Raw genomic sequence first — 25153 nt, forward strand, 5'->3', positions numbered from 1 at the left:
ATCCTTCCCTAACAAGTGTTTGGTAGGTTAACGTACGGCCATGAGCAGCGTCGAGGAGTTCCGCACCGAGGTTCGGAGTTGGCTGAGGACCCACCTCACCGGCGAGTTCGCCGCCCTCAAGGGCCGCGGCGGACCGGGCCGGGAGCACGAGGCCTTCACCGAACGCCTCGCCTGGGAACGGCACATGGCCGCCCACGGCTGGACCTGCCTCGGCTGGCCCGTCGCATACGGCGGCCGCGGCGCGAGCACCGAGGAGCAGATCGCCTTCCACGAGGAGTACGCCCTCGCGGACGCCCCCGCCCGCGTCAACCACATCGGCGAACAGCTCCTCGGCCCCACCCTCATCGACCACGGCACCGAGGAGCAGAAGCGCCGCTTCCTGCCGCCCATCCGCGCCGTCGAAGAGCTGTGGTGCCAGGGCTACAGCGAACCCGACGCCGGCTCCGACCTCGCGGGCGTCCGCACCCGCGCCGCCCTCCGGGACGGACAGTGGGTGGTGGACGGCCAGAAGACCTGGACCTCCCTCGCCCACGAGGCCCAGTGGTGCTTCGTCCTCGCCCGGACCGAACCGGGCACGCGCCGCCACGCGGGCCTGTCCTACCTCCTGGTCCCCATGGACCAGCCCGGGGTCGAGGCCCGGCCCATCGTCCAGCTCACCGGCACCTCCGAGTTCAACGAGGTCTTCTTCGACGGCGCCCGCACCGACGCCGCCCACGTCGTCGGCGCCCCCGGCGACGGCTGGAACATCGCCATGGCCACCCTCGGCCACGAGCGCGGCGTCTCCACCCTCGGCCAGCAGGTCGGCTTCCGCCGCGAACTCGACAACCTCGCCGGCCTGGCCCGCGCCAACGGTGCCCTCGCCGATCCGCTGATCCGCGACCGGCTCGTCCAGGCCTGGATCGGCCTGGAAACCATGCGCGCCACCGCCCAGCGCCCCACGGCGCCCTCCGTGGCCAAGCTGTACTGGGCCCGCTGGCACCGCGACCTCGGCGAACTCGCCATGGACGTCTGCGGAGCCCCCTCGCTCCTCGCGACCGGCGCGCACGGGGACCCGTACGACCTCGACGACCTGCAGCGCCTCTTCCTCTTCTCCCGCGCCGACACCATCTACGCGGGCTCGGACGAGATCCAGCGCACCCTCATCGCCGAGCGGATCCTCGGCCTTCCCAAGGAGGTACGGGCGTGAACACCCCCACCTACGTCCCCGGGCACGACCTGCTGAAGGGCCGCACCGCCGTCATCACCGCGGCCGCCGGAGCCGGCATCGGCGGCGCCACCGCCCGCCGCTTCCTGGAGGAAGGCGCCCGCGTCGTCATCAGCGACGCCCACGCCCGCCGCCTCAAGGAGACCGAGGACGCCCTCGCCGCCGAGTTCGGCGCCGACCGCGTCACCTCCCTCCCGTGCGACGTCACCGACGAGGAGCAGGTCCAGGCCCTGTTCACGCTCACCGAACGGACCCACGGCGCCCTCGACATCGTCGTCAACAACGCCGGACTCGGCGGCACCGCGAACCTCGTCGACATGACCGACGAACAGTGGGGCCGCGTCCTCGACGTCACCCTGGGCGGCACCTTCCGCTGCACCCGCGCCGCCCTGCGCTCCTTCAGGGCCGCCGGCACCGCGGGCGGGGTCGTCGTCAACAACGCCTCCGTCATCGGCTGGCGCGCCCAGACCGGCCAGGCCCACTACGCCGCCGCCAAGGCCGGCGTGATGGCACTGACCCGCTGCGCCGCCCTGGAGGCGGCCGAGTTCGGCGTACGGATCAACGCGGTCGCCCCGAGCCTGGCCATGCACCCGCACCTGGTGAAGGTGACCAGCGAGGAACTCCTCGCCGAACTCACCTCCCGCGAGGCCTTCGGGCGGTACGCCGAGCCCTGGGAGGTCGCCAACGTCATCGTCTTCCTGGCCAGCGGCTACTCGTCGTACATGACGGGCGAGACCGTCTCGGTCAGCAGCCAGCACGCGTAGCCGCAGAATGGGCCCGTGCCAACGAACAAGAAGAAGCCGCAGGTGACTGCCTCACCCGAGCGGCGCCGGGAACTCCTCGACACCGCCGCCGAGGTCTTCGCCGCGCAGGGCTACAACGCCACCACCGTCCGCAAGATCGCCGACGCCGCCGGCATGCTCGCCGGCAGCCTCTACTACCACTTCGATTCCAAGGAATCGATGCTCGACGAGATCCTCTCGGCCTTCCTGAACGAGCTGTGGGAGGGGTACGACACCGTCCTCGCGGCCGGTCTCGGCCCCCGGGAGACCATCGAGGCCCTCGTCACCGAGTCCTTCCGGGAGATCGACCGGCACCGCGCGGCCGTCGCCATCTACCAGAAGGAAGCCCGCACGCTCTCCGCGCAGCCCCGCTTCCACTACCTGTCCGACTCGCAAGTGAAGTTCGAGAAGGCATGGCTGGGGACGCTGGAACGCGGGGTGGCGGCCAAGGTCTTCCGCGCCGACCTCGACATCCGCCTCACCTACCGCTTCGTGCGCGACACGGTGTGGGTGGCGGCGTCCTGGTACCGGCCGGGCGGACAGCACAGCCCCGAGGAGATCGCCCGCCAGTACCTGTCGATGGTGCTGGACGGGATCGCCCTACGCACCTGACCCATCAGCAGAGGAGTCCCGATGCCCGAGGCCTACATAGTCGAAGCGGTACGCACCCCCGTGGGGCGGCGGGGCGGCGGCCTGTCCGCCGTCCACCCCGCCGACCTGGGCGCGCACGTACTGAAGGCGCTGGTCGAGCGCTCCGGGGTGGACCCGGCCGCCGTGGAGGACGTGGTGTTCGGCTGCCTCGACACGGTCGGGCCGCAGGCCGGCGACATCGCGCGGACGGCATGGCTGGCGGCCGGCCTGCCGGAGGAGGTGCCGGGGGTCACGGTCGACCGCCAGTGCGGGTCCTCGCAGCAGGCGGTGCACTTCGCCGCGCAGGGCGTCCTGTCCGGCACCCAGGACCTGGTGGTCGCGGGCGGCACCCAGAACATGTCGATGATCCCGATCGCCTTCGCCTCGCGGCAGGCGGCGGAACCGCTGGGCTTCACGCAGGGCCCGTACCTGGGCTCGGAAGGCTGGCGGGCCCGCTACGGCGACGCGCCGGTCAACCAGTTCCACGGCGCCCAGCTGATCGCGGAGAAGTGGGGCATCTCGCGCCGGGACATGGAGGAGTTCGCGCTCCGCTCCCACCGGCGGGCGCTGCGGGCCATCGACGAGGGCCGGTTCGACCGCGAGATCGCGGCGTACGGCGGCGTCACGGTGGACGAGGGCCCGCGGCGGGACACCACGCTGGAGAAGATGGCGACACTGAAGCCGGTCGTCGAGGGCGGCACCATCACCGCGGCCGTCTCCTCCCAGGTCTCCGACGGCGCGGCGGCGATGCTGATCGCCTCCGAGCGGGCCGTACGGGAGCACGGCCTGCGGCCGCGGGCCCGGATCCACCACCTCTCGGTGCGGGGCGAGGACCCGATCCGCATGCTGTCGGCGCCGATCCCGGCGACGGCGTACGCGCTGAAGAAGACCGGCATGTCCCTGGCCGACATCGACCTGGTCGAGATCAACGAGGCGTTCGCGCCGGTGGTCCTGGCGTGGCTGAAGGAGACGGGCGCGGATCCGGAGCGGGTGAACGTGAACGGCGGCGCGATCGCGCTGGGCCACCCGCTGGGGGCGACGGGGGTCAAGCTCATGACCACCCTGCTGCACGAACTGGAGCGCACAGGGGGCCGGTTCGGACTCCAGACGATGTGCGAGGGCGGCGGCCAGGCGAACGTCACCATCATCGAGCGCCTGTAGCCGCCTCGCTGCGGATCCGTTCCGGGGGCGCCGCCCCCGCACCCGCGCGCCTCAAACGGGACACCATCCAGCCCCGCCGGCGATTGAGGCGCGGGGTCCGGGGCGGAGCCCCGGCAGGGGAGCCGCACGGACAGACGGCCCGCAGACCGCGGCACAGGCGTCAGGCCGGGAGGAGGGCGAAGCCCAGGAGGACGGCGGCCTCCACGCGGACCGAGCCCGGGGCGAGGGAGCCGTCGGGCTCGGGGTCCCCGCCCAGCCGGCGGCCATGGCTGCGGACGTCCATCGACTCGGGGTCGACGTCCTCGATGTGGATCACCGCCCCCAGCCGCACTCCGCAGGCCTCCGCGTAGACCTCGGCCTTGCGCCGGGCGGCCGCCACCGCCCGGCGTCGAGCCTCGTCGCGCATCGCGGGCTTGTCCTCGACCTCGAAGCGGACGGCGTCGACCCGGTTCGCGCCGGCCGTCACCGCGTCCTCGATGAGCAGTTCCAGCCGGTCGAGCGCCGACGTCTGCACGGTGTACGTGGCCTCGCAGCCGTAGCCGAGGAAGGTGCGGTCAACGCCGTAGCCCTTGTACTGCGAGGTCAGCTGGAGCCGTGAGCCGGACACGTCCGAGTCCGGTATGCCGTGCTCCCGCAGGACCGCGCGCAGGCGCGCCACCGCCGCGCCCGCCTCGGCGAAGGCCTCCTTCGGCGACGGGGCGATCAGATCGACCGCCAAGTCCACCTGCGCGAGCCGGGGTTCGGCGGACGTGCTGCCCGCTCCGAGCACACTGAGCCCCCAGGGCTCCTTGATCGATGCCATCCGCGCATTGAACCAAGATCGGACCGCGCCGACCAGACCCGCCCCGTGGGCGAGGAACGCCCCCCGACCGGGGTGTGCTAGCTTAGAGGCGTTGCAGTTGTGGTACCCATGAACTTTATGTGCGCCTGACGGGAATGTTCCTCAGGCGCTTTTATTGTTTTTGCCGGATTCTCCCGGATGGGGCCCTTGCCGCCTACTCAGGAGATTCAAATGGCACTTGGCACCGTGAAGTGGTTCAACTCGGAAAAGGGCTTCGGCTTCATCGAGCAGGACGGTGGCGGTCCGGACGTGTTCGCCCACTACTCGAACATCGCCACCCAGGGCTTCCGTGAGCTCACCGAGGGCCAGCGCGTGTCCTTCGACGTCACCCAGGGCCAGAAGGGCCCCCAGGCGGAGAACATCATCCCCGCCTAATTTTTTCAGCTTGCCGGGGTCCGCGCCGTGAGGTGCGGACCCCGGCTTGTCTGCTGTCTCGACTTTGTTTTACCTGCCGGTTTCAGGAGGGCTTTCTCGCATGACCAGCTCCAGCTCCGCACGACCCAGCCGCCGCCCCACCCGGGGCCGAGGTGCGGCACAGGGACGTCCGAAGGCTGGCGCGGGACGGCAGAAGTCCGCCCCCGCCCCCCGGCCCCAGGAATTCACCATGCCCGAGCCGATCGCCCCGGCGCTGCCGCCGGTCGCCGCGTTCGAGGACATGGACATGCCCGAGGCGCTGCTGAAGACCCTCGCCGCCCAGGGCGTCACCGAGCCGTTCCCGATCCAGGCCGCGACGCTGCCGAACTCCCTCGCCGGCCGTGACCTGCTCGGCCGCGGCCGCACCGGCTCCGGCAAGACGCTGGCCTTCGGCCTGGCGCTGCTGGCCCGGACCGCCGGCCGCCGCGCGCAGCCGAAGGCGCCGCTCGCGATGGTCCTCGTACCGACCCGCGAGCTCGCCCAGCAGGTGACCGACTCCCTGGCCCCGTACGCCACGGCCGTCAACCTGCGCATCGCTACCGTCGTCGGCGGCATGTCGATCAACCGGCAGTCGGGCGCCCTGCGCCGCGGCGCCGAGGTGCTCGTCGCCACCCCCGGCCGCCTCAAGGACCTCATCGACCGCGGTGACGCCGACCTCTCGCAGGTCTCGATCACCGTCCTCGACGAAGCCGACCAGATGACCGACATGGGCTTCATGCCGCAGGTCACGGCGCTGCTCAAGCAGGTCGAGGAGGGCGGCCAGACCATGCTGTTCTCGGCGACCCTCGACAAGAACATCGACAAGCTCGTCAAGATGTTCCTGACCGACCCGGTCGGCCACTCCGTCGACCCGTCGGCCGGTGCGGTCACGACCATGGAGCACCACGTCCTGTACGTCATGGACGAGACCGACAAGAAGGCCGTGGCCACACGGATAGCCGCCCGTGACGGGCGGGTGATCATGTTCGTGGACACCAAGCGCGGTGTCGACCGCATGGTCAAGAAGCTCCTCGCGGAGGGCGTACGGGCCTCCGGCCTGCACGGCGGGCGCTCGCAGCCGCAGCGCAACCGCACGCTCGACTGGTTCAAGACGGGTGAGGTCACCGCGCTGATCGCCACCAACGTGGCCGCCCGCGGCATCCACATCGACGACCTCGACCTCGTCGTGAACGTGGACCCGCCGACCGACCACAAGGACTACCTGCACCGCGGCGGCCGCACCGCCCGGGCCGGCGAGTCCGGCAGCGTGGTCACCCTGGTGCTGCCCGACCAGAAGCGGGACATGACCCGGCTGATGTCGGACGCCGGGATCTCCCCGCGCACCGCGCAGATCAGGTCCTCCGACGAGGAGCTCACCCGCCTGACCGGCGCCAAGGAGCCCTCGGGCGTCCCCGTGGTGCTGGAGGTGCCGCAGCAGCCCGCACCGAAGCCCCGCACCGGCTCCGGCTCCGGTTCCGGTTCGCGCCGGCGCTCGGGCGGGCCGCGCACCGGCTCCGCCACGGGTTCCGCCCCGGCGGCCGGCGGCCGCGGGCGCCGCTCCTCCGGCGGTGGCTCGGGGCAGGCCCCGGCCGCCTCCGGTTCGGGCCAGGCCCGCCGCGGACAGGGCGGTGGCGCGGCCACCGGCTCCGGTGACCGCGGCCGGCGCTCCGGCGGTGCCGCCTCGGGCGGCGCGGCCGCCGCGTCCGCGCGGAGCCGGGTCGGCACGGGCGGCCATGGCCGCCGCCGGGCGGTCTGACCGTACGCTTCCGGACGGACGGACGGACGGACGAACGGACGAACGGACGACGCCGGGCAGTGCGTGGAGCACTGCCCGGCGTCGTGCTGTCCGTACCGCGTCAGCGGACCATCTTCTTCCGGAGCTTCGCCAGCGTCCGCACGTCCAGGCCGAGCCCGTCCGTCAGATAGCCGTAGAAGCTGCCGTAGTCGGCCTCCATCTGCGCCGTCGCCGCGTCCAGGTAGTCCTGGCGGACCTCCTGCAGCGGGATCAGCAGGTCGGGGTTCTGCATCCGGCCGGACTGCTTGATGCCCGCCCGCACCTGGGCGTCGTACGCGGCGCGGAAGGTGTTCGACGCCAGGTAGTCGCGCTCGGCGGTGCCCTCGGGGACGGCCAGCGCGCGCAGCAGGACGTAACTCATCCAGCCGGTCCGGTCCTTGCCGGAGGTGCAGTGGTAGAGGAGCGGCCCCTGCCCGCCGTCCGCCGCCTCCCGCACGGTCTGCGCGAACTGCGCCCGGTTCTCGGGGTTCGTCACGAAACTGCGGTAGATGTCGCGCATGTAGGCCTCGGCCCGGCCGCCGCCGAGGATCTGCTCCTGCCTGACGGGGTCGCCGCTGGCGATCGCGCCCATGAGGGTGCCGTAGAGGCCCAGGTCGCTGACCGGGCGGGAGGTCGGGGAGAGCCCGGCGGGCAGCTTGTCGGCGCCGTCGTACTGGAGCTCCATGGGGATGCGGAAATCGACGGCCTTCGTGAGGCCGAGACCGGAGACGGTGGTGACGTCCGCGGCGGTCAGCTTGCTCAGTGCGTCGGAGCGGTACACCAGGCCCCGGCGGACCTGACCGCCGGTCCAGGTGCGGTATCCGCCCAGGTCACGGAAGTTGACCGCGCCCTGGAGGGGGATCTGACGGATCGGTTCTGCTTGCTCGTACCAGTGGGGCCGGGCACTGGCCCCGGCTCCGGGCGCCGCCGCCGCGTACGCGGAGGCGGGCAGGGTCCCGATGACGAGCGCGGCGGCGGACGCCGCGGTCGCCAGGCGGATTCGGGCACGGCTCATATGTGCGACTCCTGTGACGGAGAAGGGGGATCACCCTGGTGGTGGCAGAGTGCGGAGCGAGTGCAGCTCTTCGAGTGCCTGTCGTGCTTCGGCCATGACGCGGGAGACGAGCTCCGCACAGGACGGAAGATCGTCGATCACCCCCGCGACCTGGCCCGATGCCATGACGCCGAGGTCCGTACGGCCCTCGACCATGGACGCCTTGAGGAGCATCGGGGTGTTCGCGGCGAGCAGGACCTGGCTCCAGGACAGGTCCTTGCCGTGTTTCATCGCCAGGCCGTCGCGCACCATCTGCGACCAGCTCAGGCCGGACAGCTTCTTGAAGCCGGCCGCGTGCCGGACGGCCCGGGCCAGCGCCCGGGTGCGGCCGGCCCGCTCCAGGGAGTCGACCAGCTCGGTCCGCAGCATCCGGTGCGGCAGCCCGTCGACGGCCGTGGTGACGGTGACGTCCTTGACCGTCGCCTTCAGGTACTCGGCCTTCACCGCGTCCGGGACGGTCGAGTCGGAGGTCAGCAGGAACCGGGTGCCCATCGCGATGCCCGCCGCCCCGAACGCCAGCGCCGCGACCAGGCCCCGCCCGTCCCGGAACCCGCCCGCGGCGACCACCGGGATGTCCACCGCGGACACGACCTGCGGGAGCAGCACGGTCGTGGCCACGTCCCCGGTGTGACCGCCGCCCTCCCCGCCCTGCACGATCACCGCGTCGGCGCCCCAGGCGGCCACCTTCTCGGCGTGCCGCCGCGCACCGATCGACGGGATGACGACGACGCCCGCGTCCTTCAGCCGCGCGATCAGCTCCTTGGACGGCGCGAGGGCGAACGAGGCGACCCGTACGCCCTCGTCGATGATCAGCTGCGCCCGCTCGGCCGCGTCCCCGGCGTCCGCCCGCAGGTTGACCCCGAACGGAGTGCCCTCCGGGACCCGGGACTTGACCTCGTGGATCGCGGACCGCAGCTGCTCCGTGGTCATCGTCGCCGAGGCCAGGATGCCCAGGGCTCCCGCGTTCGCCGCACCCGACACGAGCCGGGGGCCGGCCACCCAGCCCATGCCCGTCTGCACGATCGGGTGCTCGACGCCGACCAGCTTGGTGAATGCCGTCTCCATGGCCGCTCAGCCCCGGACTTCCCGGTCCCGCAACCCCTTGGGGTCGATCACCTCGCGGATCAGCCGCAGTTCCTCGGCGGTCGGCTCCCGGGTGAAGGGGACCTCGTCGGCGACGGCGAGCTCGAAACCGGTGGCCTCGCGCACCTGGCCGACCGTCACCCCCGGGTGCACGGAAGCCAGGCGCATCGAGTGGCCGGGGCCGGTGAAGTCGAAGACGCCGAGGTCGCTGACCACGCGCGGCAGCCGGTGATAGCGGGTGGCCGAGGGGCCGGCCGCCTCGGCACGGTCGTAGCCGACCCCGCTGACCATGTCGACGCGCTCGACGAACACCCGGGTGGAGTGCTTGGGGACCCAGTAACTCACCGGGTTGTTGAGGGTGTTGACCGGCGCCCCACGGACCCCGAGGAGCTGGCGGGCCGGCTGCGCCCAGTCACCGATGCAGGAGATGTTCTGGTTGCCGAAGCGGTCGATCTGGCTGGCGCCCATCATCACGTGCCGCTTGCCACCGGTGACCATGGTCAGGTGGCGCCGGTACGGGAGCCAGCCCTCGGCCGTGCCGTCGAGCCCGACCAGCATGGCCTCCCCGTCGGTCAGCAGCAGGTCGGGGGAGAAGGTCCGCTTCGCGAGGCGGGCGCCGAAGGAGGGGATCAGGCCCATCGGGCTGGCGAGCACCTCGCCGTTGTCGCGCCAGGCCTCGGCGCACGCGACGACACAGTATTCCGAGCGGCTGATCACTTCTGCTCCTCGTGCCAGGTCCGGACGGCGGACTGGTAGTCGTGCTCGCCCGGGCCGGACAGGAACCGGTCGGCGAACTCGGGCCAGGGGGTGGTCGCGTACAGCTTCTGGAAGGCCTCGTCGCGGTCGTAGTCGGGGACACAGGAGGTGAAGTGCGCGCCGTTCGGGGTCTCCACGACCCCGGTGACGGAGTGACGGCTGACGAGGAGGGACTGCGGGGGGCCGGACTTGGCGAGCTCGGCGCTCTCCACGATCTGCTCGCAGGAGACGTACGCGGCGTCGGCCGCCTCGCAGAACAGGTCGTCGAAATAGGGGTCGGGGCCCAGGTACTGGGCGTTGCCGAGGCGGTCGGCGCGGTTGAGGTGGACCAGGGCGGCGTCCATCCGCAGCGCGGGGACGGCGACGAGCTCCTCGCCGTCGGCGTAGGGGGAGGTGACGGTGCGCAGCTGCGGGTTGACCCGCATCACGTCGGAGCCGAGGCCGGCCCGGACGGGGAGGAAGGGCAGCCGGTTGGCGGCGGCGTGCAGGCCCCACATGAACATGGCCTCGTCGAGCTCGGTGAGGGCGAAGGCGCCGCGCTCGCGGGCGGCCCGGAAGTGGGGCTCCAGCGGGATGGAGTCGAGGGTGGCGAAGGGGGCGACGAGCTTCCGGATCCTTCCGGCGGCGGCCAGCAGCCCGACGTCGGGGCCTCCGTACGAGATCACGGTGAGATCGGTGATCCCGGAGCGGAGCAGCGCTCGCACCAGGGCCATGGGCTTGCGCCGGGATCCCCAGCCGCCGATGCCGATGGTCATCCCGCTGCGGAGCCGCCCGACGACCTCGTCGGGGCTCATGGTCTTGTCGGTCATGCGCTCTTCCCCTCTTCCTTCCCGAAGGTGTCCCGCACCCGGTCGGCGACCCCGCTGAGGTTGGCCTCGAAGGTGAAGCCCTGCTCGAAGCGGTAGCTGCGGCGCACGTCCACCGGGTCGATGCCGTTGATGGCGGCCTTGGCCAGCCGGATCAGGTAGCCGTCCTTCTTCGCGATCTCGGCGGCCAGTTCCAGGGCGGCCGCGCGCAGTCCGTCCCGGGGGACCACCTTCCAGACCGAGCCGTGCGCCTGCAGTTCGGCGGCGGTCGCGGTGCGGGAGGTGTAGTACAGGGCGCGCATCAGGTGCTGCGGGACGAGCCGGGCCAGGTGCGTGGCGGCGCCGAGCGCGCCCCGGTCCAGTTCGGGCAGGCCGAAGGTGGCGTCGTCGCTCGCCACGATGGCGTCCGCGTTGCCGACGAGGCCGATGCCGCCGCCCAGGCAGAACCCGTTCACGGCCGCGACGACCGGCACCTCGCACTCGTACACGGCGGCGAAGGCCTCGTAGCAGCCCCGGTTGGCGCCGATGAGGGCGGTGTGGCCGGTGTCGCGCTGCATCTCCTTGATGTCGACGCCGGCGTTGAAGCCGCGGCCCCCGGCGGCCAGGACCACGCACCGGATCCCGGGGTCGCGGCCGGCGGCGCGCAGGGCGTCGGCGAGGTCGTACCAGCCCTGCACGGGCAGTGCGTTGACGGGCGGGAAGTCGACTGTGACGAGTGCGATGCCCTCGGCCGGGCTGGAGGTGGAGACACCCATGAGCGGATCAGCTACCTTTCCACCAAACATTTGTTAGGTGAGGAAGGTAGCAGCCTATGGAGCTCGACGGGAGGGTTGTCGTCGTCACCGGGGGAACCCGGGGCGTCGGCGCCGGCATCGCCCGGTCGTTCCTCGCGGCCGGCGCACACGTCGTCGTCTGCGCCCGCCGGCCCCCGGAGGAACCGGTGGCGGCGGGCGGCAGGAAGGCCACGTTCGTACCGCTGGACCTGCGCGATCCGGCCGCCGTCGAGGAGTTCTTCGGCGGGGTCGCCGACCGCTACGGGCGGCTCGACTGCCTGGTCAACAACGCCGGCGGAACCCCGTACCGGCTGCTGGGGGGCGGCGGGGCCGAGCGCCACGCACGCGTCGTCGAGCTCAACCTGATCGCCCCGATGACGGCCTCACTGGCCGCCCACCCGATGCTGCGCCGGACCCGGGGATCGGTCGTGATGATCGGCAGCGTCAGCGGGACCAGGCCCTCACCGGGCACGGCGGCGTACGGCGCGGCCAAGGCCGGCCTGGACAACCTGGCCCGCTCCATGGCCGTGGAGTGGGCGCCCGAGGTACGGGTGAACTCGCTGGTCCTGGGCATGGTGCGGACCGAGCTGTCCCACCTGCACTACGGGGACGAGACCGGGATCGCGGCGGTCGCCGCGACCGTACCGCTGGGACGGCTCGCGGAACCCTCCGACGTCGGGGAGGCCGCGGTGTTCCTGGCCTCGGACCGGGCGGCATACGTGAGCGGGGCGAGCCTGCTGGTGCACGGGGGCGGGGAACGCCCCGCGTTCTTGGATGCGGCAACTGCGAACAAGGAGAGCTGACATGGCGGGAATCAGCGAAGGCCGTGTGGTCGTCGTGACGGGCGCGGGGCGGGGGCTGGGCCGTGCCCACGCGCTGGCGTTCGCGGCGGAAGGGGCGAAGGTCGTCGTCAACGACCTCGGGGTGGGACTCGACGGGCAGCCCGGGCCGGACTCCCCGGCCGCGCGGGTGGCCGAGGAGATCCGCGCCCTGGGCGGCGAGGCGGTGGCGCACGGCGGGGACATCGCGACCGGTGAGGGCGCGGCCTCGCTGGTGGCGGCGGCGGTCGACACCTTCGGGCGGCTCGACACCCTGGTCAACAACGCGGGGTTCCTGCGCGACCGGATGCTCGTCAACCTGGACGAGGACGACTGGGACGCGGTCATGCGGGTGCACCTGAAGGGGCACTTCCTGCCGCTGCGGTCGGCGGCGGCGTGGTGGCGGGCGGAGGCGAAGGCCGGCCGGCCGGTGGCGGCGCGGGTGGTCAACACCTCCTCGGGGGCCGGGCTGCTGGGCTCGGTCGGACAGGGCAACTACAGCGCGGCGAAGGCGGGGATCCTGGGCCTGACGATGGTCGCGGCGGCGGAGATGGGGCGGTACGGGGTCCAGGTCAACGCGATCGCCCCGGCGGCGCGGACCCGCATGACGGAGGAGACCTTCGCGCAGACCATGGCCGCACCGGCCGCCGGCGCGTTCGACGCGATGGCACCGGAGAACGTGTCCCCGTTGGTGGTGTGGCTCGGTTCGGGCGCCTCGGCCGGGGTGACGGGGCGGGTCTTCGAGGCGGAGGGGGGCCGGATCACGGTGATGGAGGGCTGGCGGCCCGGGCCCACCGCCGACCGGGGCGGGCGGTGGACTCCGGCCGAGGCGGGGGAGACCGCGGTCAAGCTGCTGGCGGAGTCGGTGCCGCCGCTGCCGGTGTACGGGGCCGCGGTGTAACCCTCCGGGGGCGCGGCCCCCGGCTCTCTTTTCCCCCCCCCCCGCGCCTCAAACGCCGGCGGGGCTGATTTCGCTGCCGTCGTCTGCGGGGTGCGGCGCCGTTCCGGGGGCGCTGCCCCCGCACCCCCGCTCCTCAATCGCCGGAGGGGCTGGGTTTTCCCGGGCCGGGGGCTTCGATCGTGCGGGTCGGTCCGCGGGGGCCCTCCGGGGCGACTCCTCGTCGTCGCGCCTGCGGGCACCGTTCAATGCGCAGGGTGGTTGCGCGCTCCTCCTGCGGGGACGCCCCTGCGCGCCCCCGCTCCCCGCACACCTGCGACCGGCCCATGGGGCGAGGGCGAGGGGTCACCTGCCACCGGCCCAGGCAGGGCTATCCCGCTCAGCGGGAACACGGCCTCCCGCCCGCGCCCGCCCCGCGCCTACCGTCTGCCGCACCACACACCACCGCAGCCGGGAGGACCCCATGCTCAACGACCGGCACCGGCGCGAAGCCGCCGAGGCGCTGCGCGCGGCGGAGCGGCGGCGGGCCCCCGTCCGGCCCCTGAGCGAGCTGTACGAAGGCATCGACGCGCGGGACGCCTACGAGATCCAGCTCCTCAACATCCGCCACCGCGCCGAAACCGAGGGCGCCCGCATCACCGGGCACAAGGTCGGCCTCTCGTCCCCCGTCATGCAGGCCATGATGGGCGTCGACGAACCGGACTACGGCCACCTCCTCGACGCCATGGAGCTGCACGAGGACACCCCCGTGCCCACCGCCGCCTACTGCGCGCCCCGCATCGAGGTCGAGGTCGGTTTCGTCCTCGGCGCCGACCTGCCCGGCGAAGGCTGCACCGAGGCCGACGTCCTGGCCGCCACCGAACGCGTCGTGCCCGCCCTGGAGCTGATCGACAGCCGCATCGCCGACTGGCGGATCTCCATCGCCGACACCATCGCCGACAACGCCTCCTCCGCCGGCTACGTCATCGGCGAGGGCCGCGACCCGCGCGAACTCGACCTGAAGGCCGTCGAGGCCCGCCTCACCAGCCACGGCGAGACCCTCGCCACCGGCCGCTCCGACGCCGTGCTCGGCGACCCCGCCACCGCCGTCGCCTGGCTGGCCCGCACCGTCGCCCGCTTCGGCGTCCCCCTGCGCAAAGGACACCTCGTCCTGCCCGGCTCCTGCACCCGCGCCGTGGACGTGACCGCCGGACGGACCTACACCGCCGACTTCACCGGCCTCGGCCCGGTGTCCCTCTCCTTCTCCTGAGCTCCTGAGGTGACCGTGACCAAGACGAAAGCGACCGCCGCCATCGTCGGCTCCGGCAACATCGGAACCGACCTCCTCTACAAACTCCGGCGCTCCCCGTACATCGAGCCCCGCTGGATGATCGGCGTCGACCCCGACAGCGAAGGCCTCGCCCGCGCCCGGCGCGCCGGAATCGAGGCCTCCCACGAGGGCGTCGACCGGCTCCTGGCCCAGGGCGAGCTCCCCGACCTCGTCTTCGAGGCCACCTCCGCGTACGTGCACCGCGCCAACGCCCCGCGCTACGCCGAACTCGGCGTCAAGGCCATCGACCTGACCCCCGCCGCCGTCGGCCCCGCCGTCGTCCCGCCCGCGAACCTCACCGCACACCTGGACCGGCCCAACGTCAACATGATCACCTGCGGCGGCCAGGCCACCATCCCCATGGTGTACGCCGTCTCGCGGGTGGTGCCCGTCGCCTACGCGGAGATCGTCGCCTCGGTCGCCTCCGTCTCGGCCGGCCCCGGAACCCGCGCCAACATCGACGAGTTCACCCGTACCACCGCCCGCGGCATCGAGGAGATCGGCGGCGCCGTCCGCGGCAAGGCCATCATCATCCTCAACCCGGCCGAGCCGCCCGTCATGATGCGCGACACCGTCTTCTGCGCGATCCCGCCCGACGCCGACCAGGCGGCCATCGCCGCCTCCGTCGAGCAGATCGCCGCGGAGGTCGCCACCTACGTACCCGGCTACCGGCTGCGCACCGAGCCGCAGTTCGACGAAGCCTCCGTGATGAACGGCGGGACGGCCCGCGTCGCGATCTTCCTGGAGGTGGAGGGTGCGGGCGACTACCTGCCGCCCTACGCCGGAAACCTCGACATCATGACCGCCGCCGCCACCAAGGTCGGCGAGGAGTTCGCGAAGGGACTCGTCGCATGAACGCCCCCCACACGTACTCCGACAGCCTCGACATCCGGATCACCGACTCCTCCCTGCGCGACGGCTCCCACGCCCAGCGCCACCAGTTCACGGGTGAGGACGTGCGGTCGATCGTCACCGCCCTCGACGGCGCGGGCGTCCCCGTCATCGAGGTCACCCACGGGGACGGGCTCGGCGGCTCCTCCTTCAACTACGGCTTCTCCGGGACCCCCGAGCAGGAACTGATCAGGATCGCCGCCGCGACGGCACGGAACGCGAAGATCGCCTTCCTGATGCTGCCGGGGCTGGGCGTGAAGGACGACATCCGCGCCGCCCACGCCGGCGGCGGGACGATCTGCCGGATCGCCACCCACTGCACCGAGGCCGACATCTCCGTCCAGCACTTCGGCCTCGCCCGCGACATGGGCCTGGAGACCGTCGGCTTCCTGATGATGGCCCACTCCACCACCCCCGAGAACCTCGCCCGCCAGGCCCGGATCATGGCCGACGCCGGCTGCCAGTGCGTGTACGTCGTCGACTCGGCCGGAGCCATGGTCATGGACGAGGTCACCGACCGCGTCGCCGCCCTCGTCGCCGAACTCGGCGACGACGCGCAGGTCGGCTTCCACGGCCACGAGAACCTCGGCCTCGGCGTCGGCAACTCGGTCGCCGCCGTGCGCGCCGGGGCGCTCCAGATCGACGGCTCCACGCGGCGGCTCGGCGCGGGCGCCGGGAACACACCCGTCGAGGCCTTCGCCGCGGTCTGCCAGAAGATGGGCCTCCGCACCGGCATCGACGTACTGAAGATCATCGACGCGGCCGAGGACGTGGTCCGGCCCGTCATGGACGACGAATGCCGACTCGACCGGATGGCCCTGCTCATGGGACACGCCGGCGTCTACTCCAGCTTCCTCAAGCACGCCTACCGCCAGGCCGAGCGCTACGGCGTCTCCGGCGCCGAGATCCTGCTGCGCGCCGGCGAACGCCGCCTGGTGGGCGGCCAGGAGGACCAGCTGATCGACATCGCCGTCGAACTCGCCGAGCACTGACCGCTCCGGCCGCGCCGCAACCCCCAACCCCCCCAACCCCTCCAACCCCCACGAACCACACCCCCACCGCTTACCCCGATGAAGTGGAGAGCCCCCATGACCGCGACCGACGAAGGACCCCGCGTCATCGAGGCGGCCGCAGTGCCGACCCGGTTCGCCCGCGGCTGGCACTGCCTCGGGCTCGCCGACTCCTTCAAGGACGGCACGCCCCACGAGGTCGAGGCCTTCGGCACCAAGCTCGTCGTCTTCCGGAGCCAGGACACCGGCGCCCTGCACGTCCTGAACGCCCACTGCCCCCACATGGGCGGCAACCTCGCCCACGGCACCGTCAAGGGCGACACCCTCGCCTGCCCCTTCCACGACTGGCGCTGGTCCGGCAACGGCCGCTGCGCCGGCATCCCGTACGCGCGCCGCGTCCCGGCCCGCGCCCGGACCCGCGCCTGGACCACCCTGGAGCGCAACGCCCAGCTCTACGTCTGGAACGACCCGGAGGGCAACCCGCCGCCGGAGGACGTCACCATCCCCCGGATCGAGGGCGTCGGCAGCCCCGAATGGAGCGAATGGAGCTGGAACTCCCTGCGCGTGGAGAACTCCAACTGCCGGGAGATCGTCGACAACGTCGTCGACATGGCGCACTTCTACTACGTGCACTACGCCTTCCCGCACTACTTCAAGAACGTCTTCGACGGGCACGTGGCCACCCAGTACATGGAGTCCACCCCGCGCGGCGACGTCGACCTCGGCACCCTCTCCACCGGCGGCGGCCTGCGCTCCGACGCCTCCTACTACGGCCCCTCGTACATGATCGACAAGCTGTGGAGCGACGTCGGCGGGGGTGTCGAGCTGGAGTCCGTCCTGATCAACTGCCATTACCCGATCGACGAGAACAGCTTCATGCTCATGTACGGGGCGATCGTCAAGAAGCTCCCCGGCATGACCGACGAACAGGCCGCCGACGCCGCCCGCCTCACCTCCGAGGGCCTCGCGGTCGGCTTCGAGCAGGACGTCGAGATCTGGAAGAACAAGACCCGCATCGACAACCCCCTCCTGACGGAGGAGGACGGGCCGGTCTACCAGCTGCGCCGCTGGTACGAGCAGTTCTACGTGGACGCCGCCGACGTCAAGGACGAGATGGTGCGCCGCTTCGAGTTCGAGATCGACACCACCCGCGCCACCGCCGCCTGGAAGGCCGAGGTCGCCGAGAACCTGGCCCGCCGCGCGGCCGGGGCCGTCTGATGCGCCCCGTCGTGTGCGGGGAATGCGGCACCGCCGTGCTGTGCGAGAAGTTCAGCCCCGCGCACACCCAGGTCCAGTGGACCGACGAGGCCGCCGCCACCTGCCCCCGCATCGCCGCCCGGGTGGCCGCCGGCGAACTCAGCGCCCGCGTCCGCTCCTGTACGGCGCTGCGCGCGAGCATCGAGGCGGCGGTCCGCGAGGGCCGGCTGGAGGTGCCCGCCGATGTCTGAGGCCGCGTACGAAGCCCCGCGGGCCGGGGGACCGGTGCGGGTGCGGGTGCGGGAGCGGGTGCAGGAGACCGCGGACGCGGTGTCGCTCGTGCTGGACTGCGACCTGCCCTACGCCCCCGGCCAGTTCCTCACCCTGCGGATACCCGGCGGCGCGGCCCGCTGCTACTCGCTGGCCAGCTCCCCGCACACCGGCGAGCCGATGCGGATCACCGCCAAGCGGGTCCCCGGCGGGCTCGGCTCCGGCTGGATCTGCCAGGAGGTCGCCGCCGGGGACGAGCTGGAGGTCCTGCCGCCCGCGGGCACCTTCACCCCGGGCCCCGGCGGCCTCGACCGGGACCTGCTGCTGCTCGCCGGCGGCAGCGGGATCACCCCGGTCCTCTCCCTCGCCAAATCGGCGCTCGCCGCCGGCCGGGCCCGGATCGCCCTGGTGTACGCCAACCGAGACCCCGAGTCGGTGATCTTCCGCGACGAGCTGTGGGGGCTCGCCGAGGCGCACTCCGGGAGGCTGACCGTCATCCACTGGCTGGAGAGCCTCCAGGGACTGCCCACCGCCGTCCGGCTCGGCCCGCTCGTGGAACCGTACGCGGGCCGCGAGGCCTACCTGTGCGGGCCGGGCCCGCTGATGGACGCCACCGAGAGCGCCCTGCGCGCCGCCGGTGCGCTCCCGCGCGCGATACACCGCGAGCGGTACTTCTCCCTCGCCTCCGACGTGTTCGCCCCCGCCTCCCGGGCGGCCGGAGCGGGCGCCCCGGCAGCGGGAGCAGCGCCTTCGGCCGCCGCCGGCCGGGTCACCGCCGAGGTGGAGCTGGACGGGGCGTCCCACACGGTGCCCTGGGACGCGGGGGTCCCACTGCTCGACGCCCTGCTCGCCGCGGGCGTCCCGGCGCCGTACTCCTGCCGGGAAGGGGCGTGCAGTGCCTGCTGCTGCCGGGTCGTGGAGGGCAAGGTCACGATGGCCCGCAACGAGGTCCTGGACGAGGAGGACCTGGCCGAGGGCTATGTCCTGGCCTGCCAGGCCCTGCCGGAGGGCGACCGGGTCCGGGTCACCTACGAGGGCTGAGCGCAGGCCGGAAAAAGGAACGGGCCCGGCCCCCTGGCGAGGGGTCGGGTCCGGGTCCTTGTCGTGCGATGGGATATGACTACCCGCTACATCCACTCGCTGAACCGCAGCCAGCCCATCATGTTGTCCATCGCCTGCGCCGAGACGGCCGGCTCCGGCTGCGGCCCCGCGGCCGCCCGCCCGGCCCGCCCGGGCCACCCCGTCCGACCGGGCCCGTACAGCTCCCGCCACACCGCCCGCGCGCACGCGCTCACCGCCGGCGCCAGCCGGGCCAGCTCGCGCTCGCCGCGGCCGGTGGAGACCGAGACGGCGGCCACCGCCCGCCCCGCGCCCCGCAGCGGCACCGCCACGCACGAGATGCCGCGGAAGGTCTCCTCCCGGTCGTACGCCACCCCGCGCTCGCGCGTGGCGGCCAGCTCGGCGCGCAGCGCGAGGGGCCGGATCAGGGTTCGGGGCGTACGCGGCCGCAGCCCGTGCCCGATGACGTGTTCCAGCTCCGCCGGGTCGCTGAAGGCGAGGATCGCCTTGCCGGCGGCGGTGCAGTACGCGGGCAGCCGGCCGCCGACCCGGGAGGGCACGGCCGTGGCCTCCGAGCCGCCGATCCGCTCCAGGCAGACCACCTCGCCCCCGTCCGGCACCGACAGGTGCACCACCTGCCCGGTCTGCTCGTGCAGCGCGTGCAGCAGCGGGAGGGCGGCCCGGCGCAGCCGGTTGTGGTGGGAGGCGAGCGCGCCGAGCTCCAGCATGCGCATGCCCATCCGGTAGTCGCGGCCCTCGCGGTCCAGCCAGCGCAGCCGCACCAGCTGGTCGAGGATCCGGTGGGCGGAGGAGCGTGGGAGCCCGGAGCGGCGGACGACCTCGGTGAGCGAGAGCCGCGGCTGCGACCCCTCGAAGGCGCCCAGCACCCTCGCGGCCTTCTCCAGCAGCGACAGCGGTGCGAGCTCGGTCTCCATGACCTGGTCGAGCACGAGAAACCCCCTGCGTGAGGTATTGGCCCGACCCTGCCACGGGCCCCCGGGCGGAGGGAAGCACCCGGAAGGCATGTATTTCAATCAGTAATACTTCGGGTAGCCAGGCGGCAGTGGGAAGCACGAAGGGAGACCGCTCGGTGGAGGCCCCGCGCGCGGCCCGGGCGGCACCGCGGCAGGGGCGGGCGGCACCGGAGCGCCGGCGGTACGGGACAGGCGGGCTCCCGGCCCGGACCCGCGGGCCGCAGCCGGGCTCCGCCTTCCCACTCACCGGGAACCGCCCGTTCCACGCCCCCGACCCCCGGGCGTACGTTCACCGCACCCCGAAGCCGTCGACGCAGAGAGGTCGACCCCGAGAAAGGGACACCATGAGCGACGAAGACGTCCTCGACGCAGTCCGCGCCCTCGCCCCGGCCCTGCGCGAACGCGCCACCGAGGCGGAGGCCCAGCGCAAGGTCCCCGAGGCGAGCATCAAGGAACTCGCCGACACCGGCTTCTTCCGCCTCCTCCAGCCCCGGGCCCACGGCGGCCGCGCCGCGAACCCCGCCGTCTTCTACGACGCGGTCAAGGAGATCGCCAAGGCCTGCGGCTCCACCGGCTGGGTCGCCTCCGTCGTCGGCGTCCACCCCTGGCACGTCGCCCTCTACGACCCCCGCGCCCAGGAAGAGGTCTGGGGCACCGATCCCGACACCCGCATCTGCTCCTCCTACGCCCCCACCGGCAAGGTCACCCCCGTCGATGGAGGCTTCACCGTCAGCGGCCGCTGGCACTTCTCCTCCGGCTGCGACCACGCCGACTGGGCCCTCCTCGGCGGCCTCGTCACCGACGCCGACGGCCGGCCCGTCGACATGCGCACCTTCCTCGTCCCGCGCTCCCAGTACCGCGTCGACGACGTCTGGGACACCGTCGGCCTGCGCGGCTCCGGCTCCAACGACATCACCCTGGACCACGTGTTCGTCCCCGAACACCGCGCGCTCAGCTTCGGCCCCGTCACCGCGCTGAAGGTCCCCGGCCACGCCGCCAACCCCGAGCCGCTCTACCGCCTCCCCTACGCCTCCGTGTTCACCACCACCATCTCCACCCCGATCGTCGGCATCGCCGAAGGCGCGTACGAGGCGTACGTCGCGGCCACCCGCGAGCGGTTCCGCATCTCCTACGGCCAGCAGGTCGCCGAGGATCCCTTCGCGCAGGTCCGCATCGCCCGCGCCGCGAGCGACATCGACGCCTCCTGGCTCCAGCTCCGCCGCAACATCGCCGAGCTCTACGCCCTCGCCGAACGCGGCGAGGAACTGCCGATGGCGCTGCGCACCCGGGCCCGCCGCGACCAGGTCCTGGCCACCGAACGCTGCGTCGGCGCCGTCGACCTCCTCATGGAGAACGCGGGCGGCAGCGCCATGCGCACCGGCCCGAACCCGGTCCAGCGGGCCTGGCGCGACGTCCACACCGGCCGCGGCCACGCCGCCAACGACCCCGAGCGGGCCCTCGTCCTCTTCGGCCAGGGCGCCCTCGGCCTCGACATCCAGGACACCATGCTGTGACGATCACGTACGAGAACACCTCGCGCACCGCCGAGGCCGGCGGCCTGACCCTCCACTACCACGAGGCGGGCCCGGCCGACGGACACGTCGTCATCCTCCTGCACGGCGGCGGCCCCGGCGCCTCCGCCTGGTCCAACTTCGGCCGCAACCTCCCCCACTTCGCCGAGGACTTCCGCACACTCCTCGTCGACCAGCCGTGCTTCGGCAAGTCCGACAAGCCCGAACCGGACAAGGACTTCTTCAGCTTCGCCGCCGACGCCGTCGCCGCCCTCATGGACGAACTGGGCATCGACAAGGCCCACTTCGTCGGCAACTCGCTCGGCGGCGGCACCGCCACCCGCATGGCGCTCGACCACCCCGGCAAGGTCGGCAAGCTCCTGCTCATGGGACCCGGCGGGATCTCCCTCAACCTCTTCTCCGCCGACCCGACCGAAGGCATCAAGCGGCTCTTCGAATTCTCCGGCAGCGCCGAACCCACCCGCGCGCAGATGCGCGCCTTCCTCACCACCCTCGTCCACGACCCGGCGATCGTCACCGACGAACTCGTCGAGGAGCGCTACACCCAGGCCACCGACCCCGAGGCGGCCCTCGGCAACGCCCGGATGGGCGCCGCCTTCGCCAGGTGGCCCCAGGACTCCCAGCTGTGGCGCGACGCCCACCGCATCACCTGCCCCGTGCTGCTGACCTGGGGCCGCGAGGACCGCGTCAACCCGGTCGACGGGGCCTTCGTCGCCCTCAAGGCCATCCCCGACGCCCGCCTCCACGTCTTCCCGCACTGCGGCCACTGGGCGCAGACCGAGGCTGCCGCCGCGTTCAACCGCCTCGCCACCGACTTCTTCCTGTACTAGAGGAGCCCGCACATGGACATCCGCGCACTCGGATACCTCCGCATCGAGACCACCGACCTCGCCGCCTGGCGCGGCTACGTCCTCGACGTCCTCGGCATGACCGAAGCACAGGGCTCCACGGCCGAGCGGCTGAACGTCCGCATCGACGACCGCATCCACCGCTTCCAGTTCGTCGCCGGCTCCCAGGACCGGCTGCTCGCCGCCGGCTTCGAAGTCGCGAACGCGAAGGCGCTGGCCGAGGCCGCAGCCGAGCTGGAGGCCGCCGGACACGCCGTCAAGCCCGGCGACGCCACCACCCTCGCCGACCGCCGCGTGCAGGGCCTGGTCCACTGCCAGGACCCCAGCGGCAACCCGCTGGAGCTCTACTGGGGCCAGGCCCAGGACCACACCCCGCTCGCCTCCCCGTACGGCAACCGCTTCGTCACCGGCGAACTCGGCCTCGGCCACGTCGTCCTCCCGGCCCCCGACACCGAGACCACCCTCGACTTCTACGAGAACCTCCTCGGCTTCCAGCTGCGCGACTCCATGAAGCTGCCCCCCGTCGCGGTCCCCACCGGCGCCCCCGGCAAGGACTTCCACTGGATGCACTTCCTCAGCCCCAACCGCCGCCACCACAGCCTCGGCCTCTACCCGGGTGCACTGCCCCCCGGCATCGTCCACTTCATGGTCGAACTGGAGCGCCTCGACGACGTCGGCCACTGCCTGGACCGCATGAACGCGGCCGGCATCCCCATCGCCTCCACCCTCGGCCGGCACTCCAACGACCACATGGTCTCCTTCTACGCCCAGGCCCCCGGCGGCTTCCAGGTCGAATACGGCTGGGACGGGCTGATCGTCGACCCCGCCACCTGGACGGCGAAGGAGATCACCGCGGACAGCTTCTGGGGCCACCAGTGGAACGGCTGACCCCGGCCACCCCGGTCGACCCGGCCTCCTTCCGCGAGGTCCTCGGCACCTTCGCCTCCGGGATCACCGTCGTCGCGGCCGTCGGTGACGACGGCCGCCCGGCCGGCCTGGCCTGCCAGTCCTTCGCCTCCCTGTCCCTGGACCCGCCTCTGGTCCTGCTGTGCGTGGGCAGGTCCTCCGCCAGCTGGCCCGCCGTGCGGGCCGCCGGCCGGTTCGGGGTCAGCATCCTCGCCGAGGAACAGCGCGAGGTCTGCCGGGCCCTCGGCCGGCGCGGCGGCGAGAAGTTCGACGGAGTGGAGTGGGAGCTGTCCGGGCACGGGGCCGTCCGCATCACCGGGGCGCTCGCCACCCTCGACTGCGCCCTCGAAGAGGTCCACGAAGCCGGCGACCACTACCTGGTCACCGCCCGGATCCTCCAACTGGCCGCCCGGGAAGGCGGATCGCCCCTGCTCTACTTCCGCAGCGACTACGCCACCGGAGCCTTCGAATGACCGACCAGCACGAGTACGAGCACGAGCCCGAGTACGAGCACGAGTACGACGTGGTCGTGGTGGGATCCGGCGCGGCCGGTCTCGCCGCCGCCGTCACCGCCCGGCTGCGCGGCCTGAGCGCCCTCGTCGTCGAGAAGACCGACAAGTACGGCGGCTCCACCGCCCTGTCCGGCGGCGCGATCTGGGTCCCCGGCAACCTCCACCTCGACCGGGCCGGCCTCGCCGACACCCGTGACAAGGCCCGCGCCTACCTCGACGCCACCGTCGGCGACCGCGTCCCCGCCGCCCGCAAGGAGGCCTACCTCGCCCACGGGCCGCGCATGGTCGAGGAGTTCCACGACCGCACCGCGATCCGCTTCATGTACACCCCCGGCTACTCGGACTACTTCCCCGAGGCCCAGGGCGGCATGGGGCAGGGCCGCTCCATCGAGCCGTGCATCGTCGACTTCAAGCAGCTGGGCGCGCTGCGCCACGACATGCGCCGGGCCGGCCTGCCCACGTACGGGCTGACCATGACCTCCCACGACTTCCGCTTCCTGAACATGGTCACCCGCACCCGGGCGGGCAGGAAGGTGACCCTCAAGGTCGGGGCGCGCGCCGTGAAGGCCCTGGTCACCGGCCGCAGCCTGCTCTCCCTCGGGGAGGCGCTCGTTGCCCGGATGCGGCTGTCCCTGCACCGGCTCGGCGGTGAGCTGTGGCTGTCGGCGCCGCTGACCGGCCTGGTCACCGACGCGGCCGGCCGGGTGGCGGGCGTACGGGTCACCCGCGACGGGCGCGAGGTGACCGTACGGGCCCGGGGCGGGGTGGTGCTCGCCTCCGGCGGCTTCTCCCACGACCAGCAGCTGCGCGAGAAGCACCTGCCGCACCCCACCTCCACGGCCTGGACGCACGCCTCCGAGGGCCAGACCGGTGACGCGCTGCGGCTCGGCGAGGAACTGGGCGCCGCAACCGACCTGCTCGACAAGGTGTGGGGCGCGCCCTCGGTGTGCCCGCCCGGCGAGAAGCCGTTCTTCCTCGTCGCCGACCGTGGCATCCCGGGCATGGTCATCGTCAACGAGGCGGGGGAGCGGTACGCCAACGAGGCCGCGCCCTATCACGCGTTCGTGGACCGGATGTACGCCGCCGACCGCCCGGAGGCCAGGACCGTGCCCTCCTGGCTGGTCCTCGACGCCCGCTCCAAGGCCCGGTACATCTTCGCCGGCCTCTTCCCCGGCCGGCCCTTCCCCAGGAAGTGGCTGGAGAGCGGCTTCCTGAAGCGGGCCGACAGCGTGGAGGAGCTGGCCCGGCAGATCTCGGCGCCCGGGCTGCCCGCCGCGATCCGCCGCTTCAACGGCTTCGCCGAGCAGGGCGTCGACGAGGACTTCGGGCGCGGGACCAGCGTCTACGATCGCTACTACGGCGACCCGACCCTGCCGAACCCCAACCTGGCACCGATCGACAAGGGCCCCTTCTACGCGGTCCCCGTCCACCCCGGCGACATCGGCACCAAGGGCGGCCTGGTCACCGACGGCGACGGCCGGGTGCTGCGCGAGGACGGCACCGCGATCGCCGGCCTGTACGCCTCCGGCAACTGCTCGGCGGCGGTGATGGGGGAGACCTACCCCGGCCCGGGCGCGACGATCGGCCCCGCCATGGCCTTCAGCTGGGCGGCGGTCAACGCCATCGCGGGGGAGCGGCCGGACCCGGCCCGCTGACGTGAGGCGGGCTGGGC

The 25153-nt window shown here is 72.7% G+C and carries 26 protein-coding genes; 19 read left to right on the forward strand and 7 right to left on the reverse strand.

Annotated elements, in window-relative coordinates:
* Positions 1-40 precede the first annotated feature (40 nt).
* From ACZ6Y1_RS31845 to ACZ6Y1_RS31860, 4 genes are read left to right on the forward strand one after another with little or no spacing between them, the layout of a single operon-like run.
* Positions 41-1186, forward strand: coding sequence for an acyl-CoA dehydrogenase family protein (locus ACZ6Y1_RS31845; protein WP_469637928.1), 1146 nt, complete (start codon positions 41-43; stop codon positions 1184-1186).
* Complete coding sequence (locus tag ACZ6Y1_RS31850; protein WP_469637932.1) at positions 1183-1968, forward strand: SDR family oxidoreductase; 786 nt, start codon at positions 1183-1185, stop codon at positions 1966-1968. The genes ACZ6Y1_RS31845 and ACZ6Y1_RS31850 overlap by 4 nt, the downstream gene beginning before the upstream one ends.
* Positions 1969-1983: 15 nt before the next feature.
* The gene (locus tag ACZ6Y1_RS31855) at positions 1984-2598 is read left to right on the forward strand and encodes a TetR/AcrR family transcriptional regulator (RefSeq protein ID WP_469637934.1); all 615 of its coding nucleotides are present in this window, start codon (positions 1984-1986) and stop codon (positions 2596-2598) included.
* Positions 2599-2619: 21 nt separating this feature from the next.
* A complete protein-coding gene (locus ACZ6Y1_RS31860; protein ID WP_469637937.1) occupies positions 2620-3777 on the forward strand; it encodes an acetyl-CoA C-acetyltransferase in 1158 nt (385 codons plus the stop codon).
* 160 nt (positions 3778-3937) lie between these two features.
* On the opposite strand, the gene ACZ6Y1_RS31865 is transcribed toward ACZ6Y1_RS31860, so the two are convergent.
* Complete coding sequence (locus ACZ6Y1_RS31865) at positions 3938-4579, reverse strand: SIMPL domain-containing protein (protein WP_469637939.1); 642 nt, start codon at positions 4577-4579, stop codon at positions 3938-3940.
* Between the two features lie 210 nt (positions 4580-4789).
* Between ACZ6Y1_RS31865 and ACZ6Y1_RS31870 the strand changes: the two genes are divergently transcribed.
* Both ACZ6Y1_RS31870 and ACZ6Y1_RS31875 read left to right on the forward strand, forming a co-directional pair.
* A complete protein-coding gene (locus tag ACZ6Y1_RS31870; RefSeq protein WP_030028954.1) occupies positions 4790-4993 on the forward strand; it encodes a cold-shock protein in 204 nt (67 codons plus the stop codon).
* A 100-nt stretch (positions 4994-5093) separates the two neighbouring features.
* Positions 5094-6767, forward strand: a complete 1674-nt coding sequence (locus ACZ6Y1_RS31875; protein ID WP_469637943.1) for a DEAD/DEAH box helicase — start codon at positions 5094-5096, stop codon at positions 6765-6767.
* Positions 6768-6867: 100 nt separating this feature from the next.
* Here ACZ6Y1_RS31875 and ACZ6Y1_RS31880 read toward each other — a convergent pair whose 3' ends face one another.
* The 5 genes from ACZ6Y1_RS31880 to ACZ6Y1_RS31900 are packed head-to-tail and all read right to left on the reverse strand — an operon-like array spanning position 6868 to position 11239.
* Positions 6868-7800: a tyrosine-protein phosphatase gene (locus ACZ6Y1_RS31880; protein ID WP_469637946.1), complete on the reverse strand. Its 933-nt coding sequence runs from the start codon at positions 7798-7800 to the stop codon at positions 6868-6870.
* A 30-nt stretch (positions 7801-7830) separates the two neighbouring features.
* On the reverse strand, positions 7831-8904 hold the full coding sequence (locus tag ACZ6Y1_RS31885; RefSeq protein ID WP_469637949.1) for an NAD(P)H-dependent flavin oxidoreductase: 1074 nt from the start codon (positions 8902-8904) through the stop codon (positions 7831-7833).
* Between the two features lie 6 nt (positions 8905-8910).
* Positions 8911-9639, reverse strand: a complete 729-nt coding sequence (locus ACZ6Y1_RS31890; protein ID WP_469637953.1) for a CoA-transferase subunit beta — start codon at positions 9637-9639, stop codon at positions 8911-8913.
* The gene (locus ACZ6Y1_RS31895) at positions 9636-10487 is read right to left on the reverse strand and encodes a CoA transferase subunit A (protein ID WP_469637956.1); all 852 of its coding nucleotides are present in this window, start codon (positions 10485-10487) and stop codon (positions 9636-9638) included. Before ACZ6Y1_RS31895 ends, ACZ6Y1_RS31890 begins: the two co-directional genes overlap by 4 nt.
* The gene (locus ACZ6Y1_RS31900; protein WP_469637959.1) at positions 10484-11239 is read right to left on the reverse strand and encodes an enoyl-CoA hydratase family protein; all 756 of its coding nucleotides are present in this window, start codon (positions 11237-11239) and stop codon (positions 10484-10486) included. Before ACZ6Y1_RS31900 ends, ACZ6Y1_RS31895 begins: the two co-directional genes overlap by 4 nt.
* 56 nt (positions 11240-11295) lie before the next feature.
* On the opposite strand from ACZ6Y1_RS31900, the gene ACZ6Y1_RS31905 reads away from it, so the two are divergent.
* From ACZ6Y1_RS31905 to ACZ6Y1_RS31940, 8 genes are all read left to right on the forward strand, one after another.
* Positions 11296-12060: an SDR family oxidoreductase gene (locus tag ACZ6Y1_RS31905; protein ID WP_469637962.1), complete on the forward strand. Its 765-nt coding sequence runs from the start codon at positions 11296-11298 to the stop codon at positions 12058-12060.
* Position 12061: 1 nt separating this feature from the next.
* Positions 12062-12976: an SDR family oxidoreductase gene (locus ACZ6Y1_RS31910; protein WP_469637965.1), complete on the forward strand. Its 915-nt coding sequence runs from the start codon at positions 12062-12064 to the stop codon at positions 12974-12976.
* A gap of 460 nt (positions 12977-13436) precedes the next feature.
* On the forward strand, positions 13437-14222 hold the full coding sequence (locus ACZ6Y1_RS31915; protein ID WP_469637968.1) for a 2-keto-4-pentenoate hydratase: 786 nt from the start codon (positions 13437-13439) through the stop codon (positions 14220-14222).
* A gap of 15 nt (positions 14223-14237) precedes the next feature.
* A complete protein-coding gene (locus tag ACZ6Y1_RS31920) occupies positions 14238-15137 on the forward strand; it encodes an acetaldehyde dehydrogenase (acetylating) (protein WP_469637971.1) in 900 nt (299 codons plus the stop codon).
* Complete coding sequence (dmpG, locus tag ACZ6Y1_RS31925; RefSeq protein ID WP_469637974.1) at positions 15134-16165, forward strand: 4-hydroxy-2-oxovalerate aldolase; 1032 nt, start codon at positions 15134-15136, stop codon at positions 16163-16165. The genes ACZ6Y1_RS31920 and dmpG overlap by 4 nt, the downstream gene beginning before the upstream one ends.
* Before the next feature lie 96 nt (positions 16166-16261).
* Positions 16262-17401: a Rieske 2Fe-2S domain-containing protein gene (locus ACZ6Y1_RS31930; RefSeq protein ID WP_469637977.1), complete on the forward strand. Its 1140-nt coding sequence runs from the start codon at positions 16262-16264 to the stop codon at positions 17399-17401.
* Positions 17401-17631 (forward strand): hypothetical protein, encoded by a 231-nt coding sequence (locus ACZ6Y1_RS31935; RefSeq protein WP_469637982.1) that lies wholly within the window; start codon positions 17401-17403, stop codon positions 17629-17631. Before ACZ6Y1_RS31930 ends, ACZ6Y1_RS31935 begins: the two co-directional genes overlap by 1 nt.
* Entirely contained in the window at positions 17624-18691 is a 1068-nt protein-coding gene (locus ACZ6Y1_RS31940) for a 2Fe-2S iron-sulfur cluster-binding protein (protein WP_469637985.1), read from the forward strand. The genes ACZ6Y1_RS31935 and ACZ6Y1_RS31940 overlap by 8 nt, the downstream gene beginning before the upstream one ends.
* An 86-nt stretch (positions 18692-18777) precedes the next feature.
* Here the strand turns inward: ACZ6Y1_RS31940 and ACZ6Y1_RS31945 are convergent, their stop codons facing one another.
* Positions 18778-19659, reverse strand: a complete 882-nt coding sequence (locus ACZ6Y1_RS31945) for an IclR family transcriptional regulator (RefSeq protein ID WP_469637988.1) — start codon at positions 19657-19659, stop codon at positions 18778-18780.
* A gap of 368 nt (positions 19660-20027) precedes the next feature.
* On the opposite strand from ACZ6Y1_RS31945, the gene hsaA reads away from it, so the two are divergent.
* The 5 genes from hsaA to ACZ6Y1_RS31970 are packed head-to-tail and all read left to right on the forward strand — an operon-like array spanning position 20028 to position 25136.
* Complete coding sequence (gene hsaA / locus ACZ6Y1_RS31950) at positions 20028-21197, forward strand: 3-hydroxy-9,10-secoandrosta-1,3,5(10)-triene-9,17-dione monooxygenase oxygenase subunit (RefSeq protein ID WP_469637992.1); 1170 nt, start codon at positions 20028-20030, stop codon at positions 21195-21197.
* Entirely contained in the window at positions 21194-22045 is an 852-nt protein-coding gene (gene hsaD / locus ACZ6Y1_RS31955) for a 4,5:9,10-diseco-3-hydroxy-5,9,17-trioxoandrosta-1(10),2-diene-4-oate hydrolase (RefSeq protein ID WP_469637995.1), read from the forward strand. The genes hsaA and hsaD overlap by 4 nt, the downstream gene beginning before the upstream one ends.
* 12 nt (positions 22046-22057) lie before the next feature.
* Positions 22058-22951, forward strand: coding sequence for a VOC family protein (locus ACZ6Y1_RS31960; RefSeq protein WP_469637998.1), 894 nt, complete (start codon positions 22058-22060; stop codon positions 22949-22951).
* Positions 22939-23442 carry a flavin reductase family protein gene (locus ACZ6Y1_RS31965; protein ID WP_469638002.1) on the forward strand — a complete coding sequence of 168 codons (504 nt, stop codon included), beginning with the start codon at positions 22939-22941 and terminating at the stop codon, positions 23440-23442. The genes ACZ6Y1_RS31960 and ACZ6Y1_RS31965 overlap by 13 nt, the downstream gene beginning before the upstream one ends.
* A complete protein-coding gene (locus ACZ6Y1_RS31970; RefSeq protein WP_469638005.1) occupies positions 23439-25136 on the forward strand; it encodes an FAD-dependent oxidoreductase in 1698 nt (565 codons plus the stop codon). Before ACZ6Y1_RS31965 ends, ACZ6Y1_RS31970 begins: the two co-directional genes overlap by 4 nt.
* The last annotated feature ends 17 nt before the right edge of the window (positions 25137-25153 follow it).

This window comes from Streptomyces sp. NPDC053432, assembly GCF_055585365.1.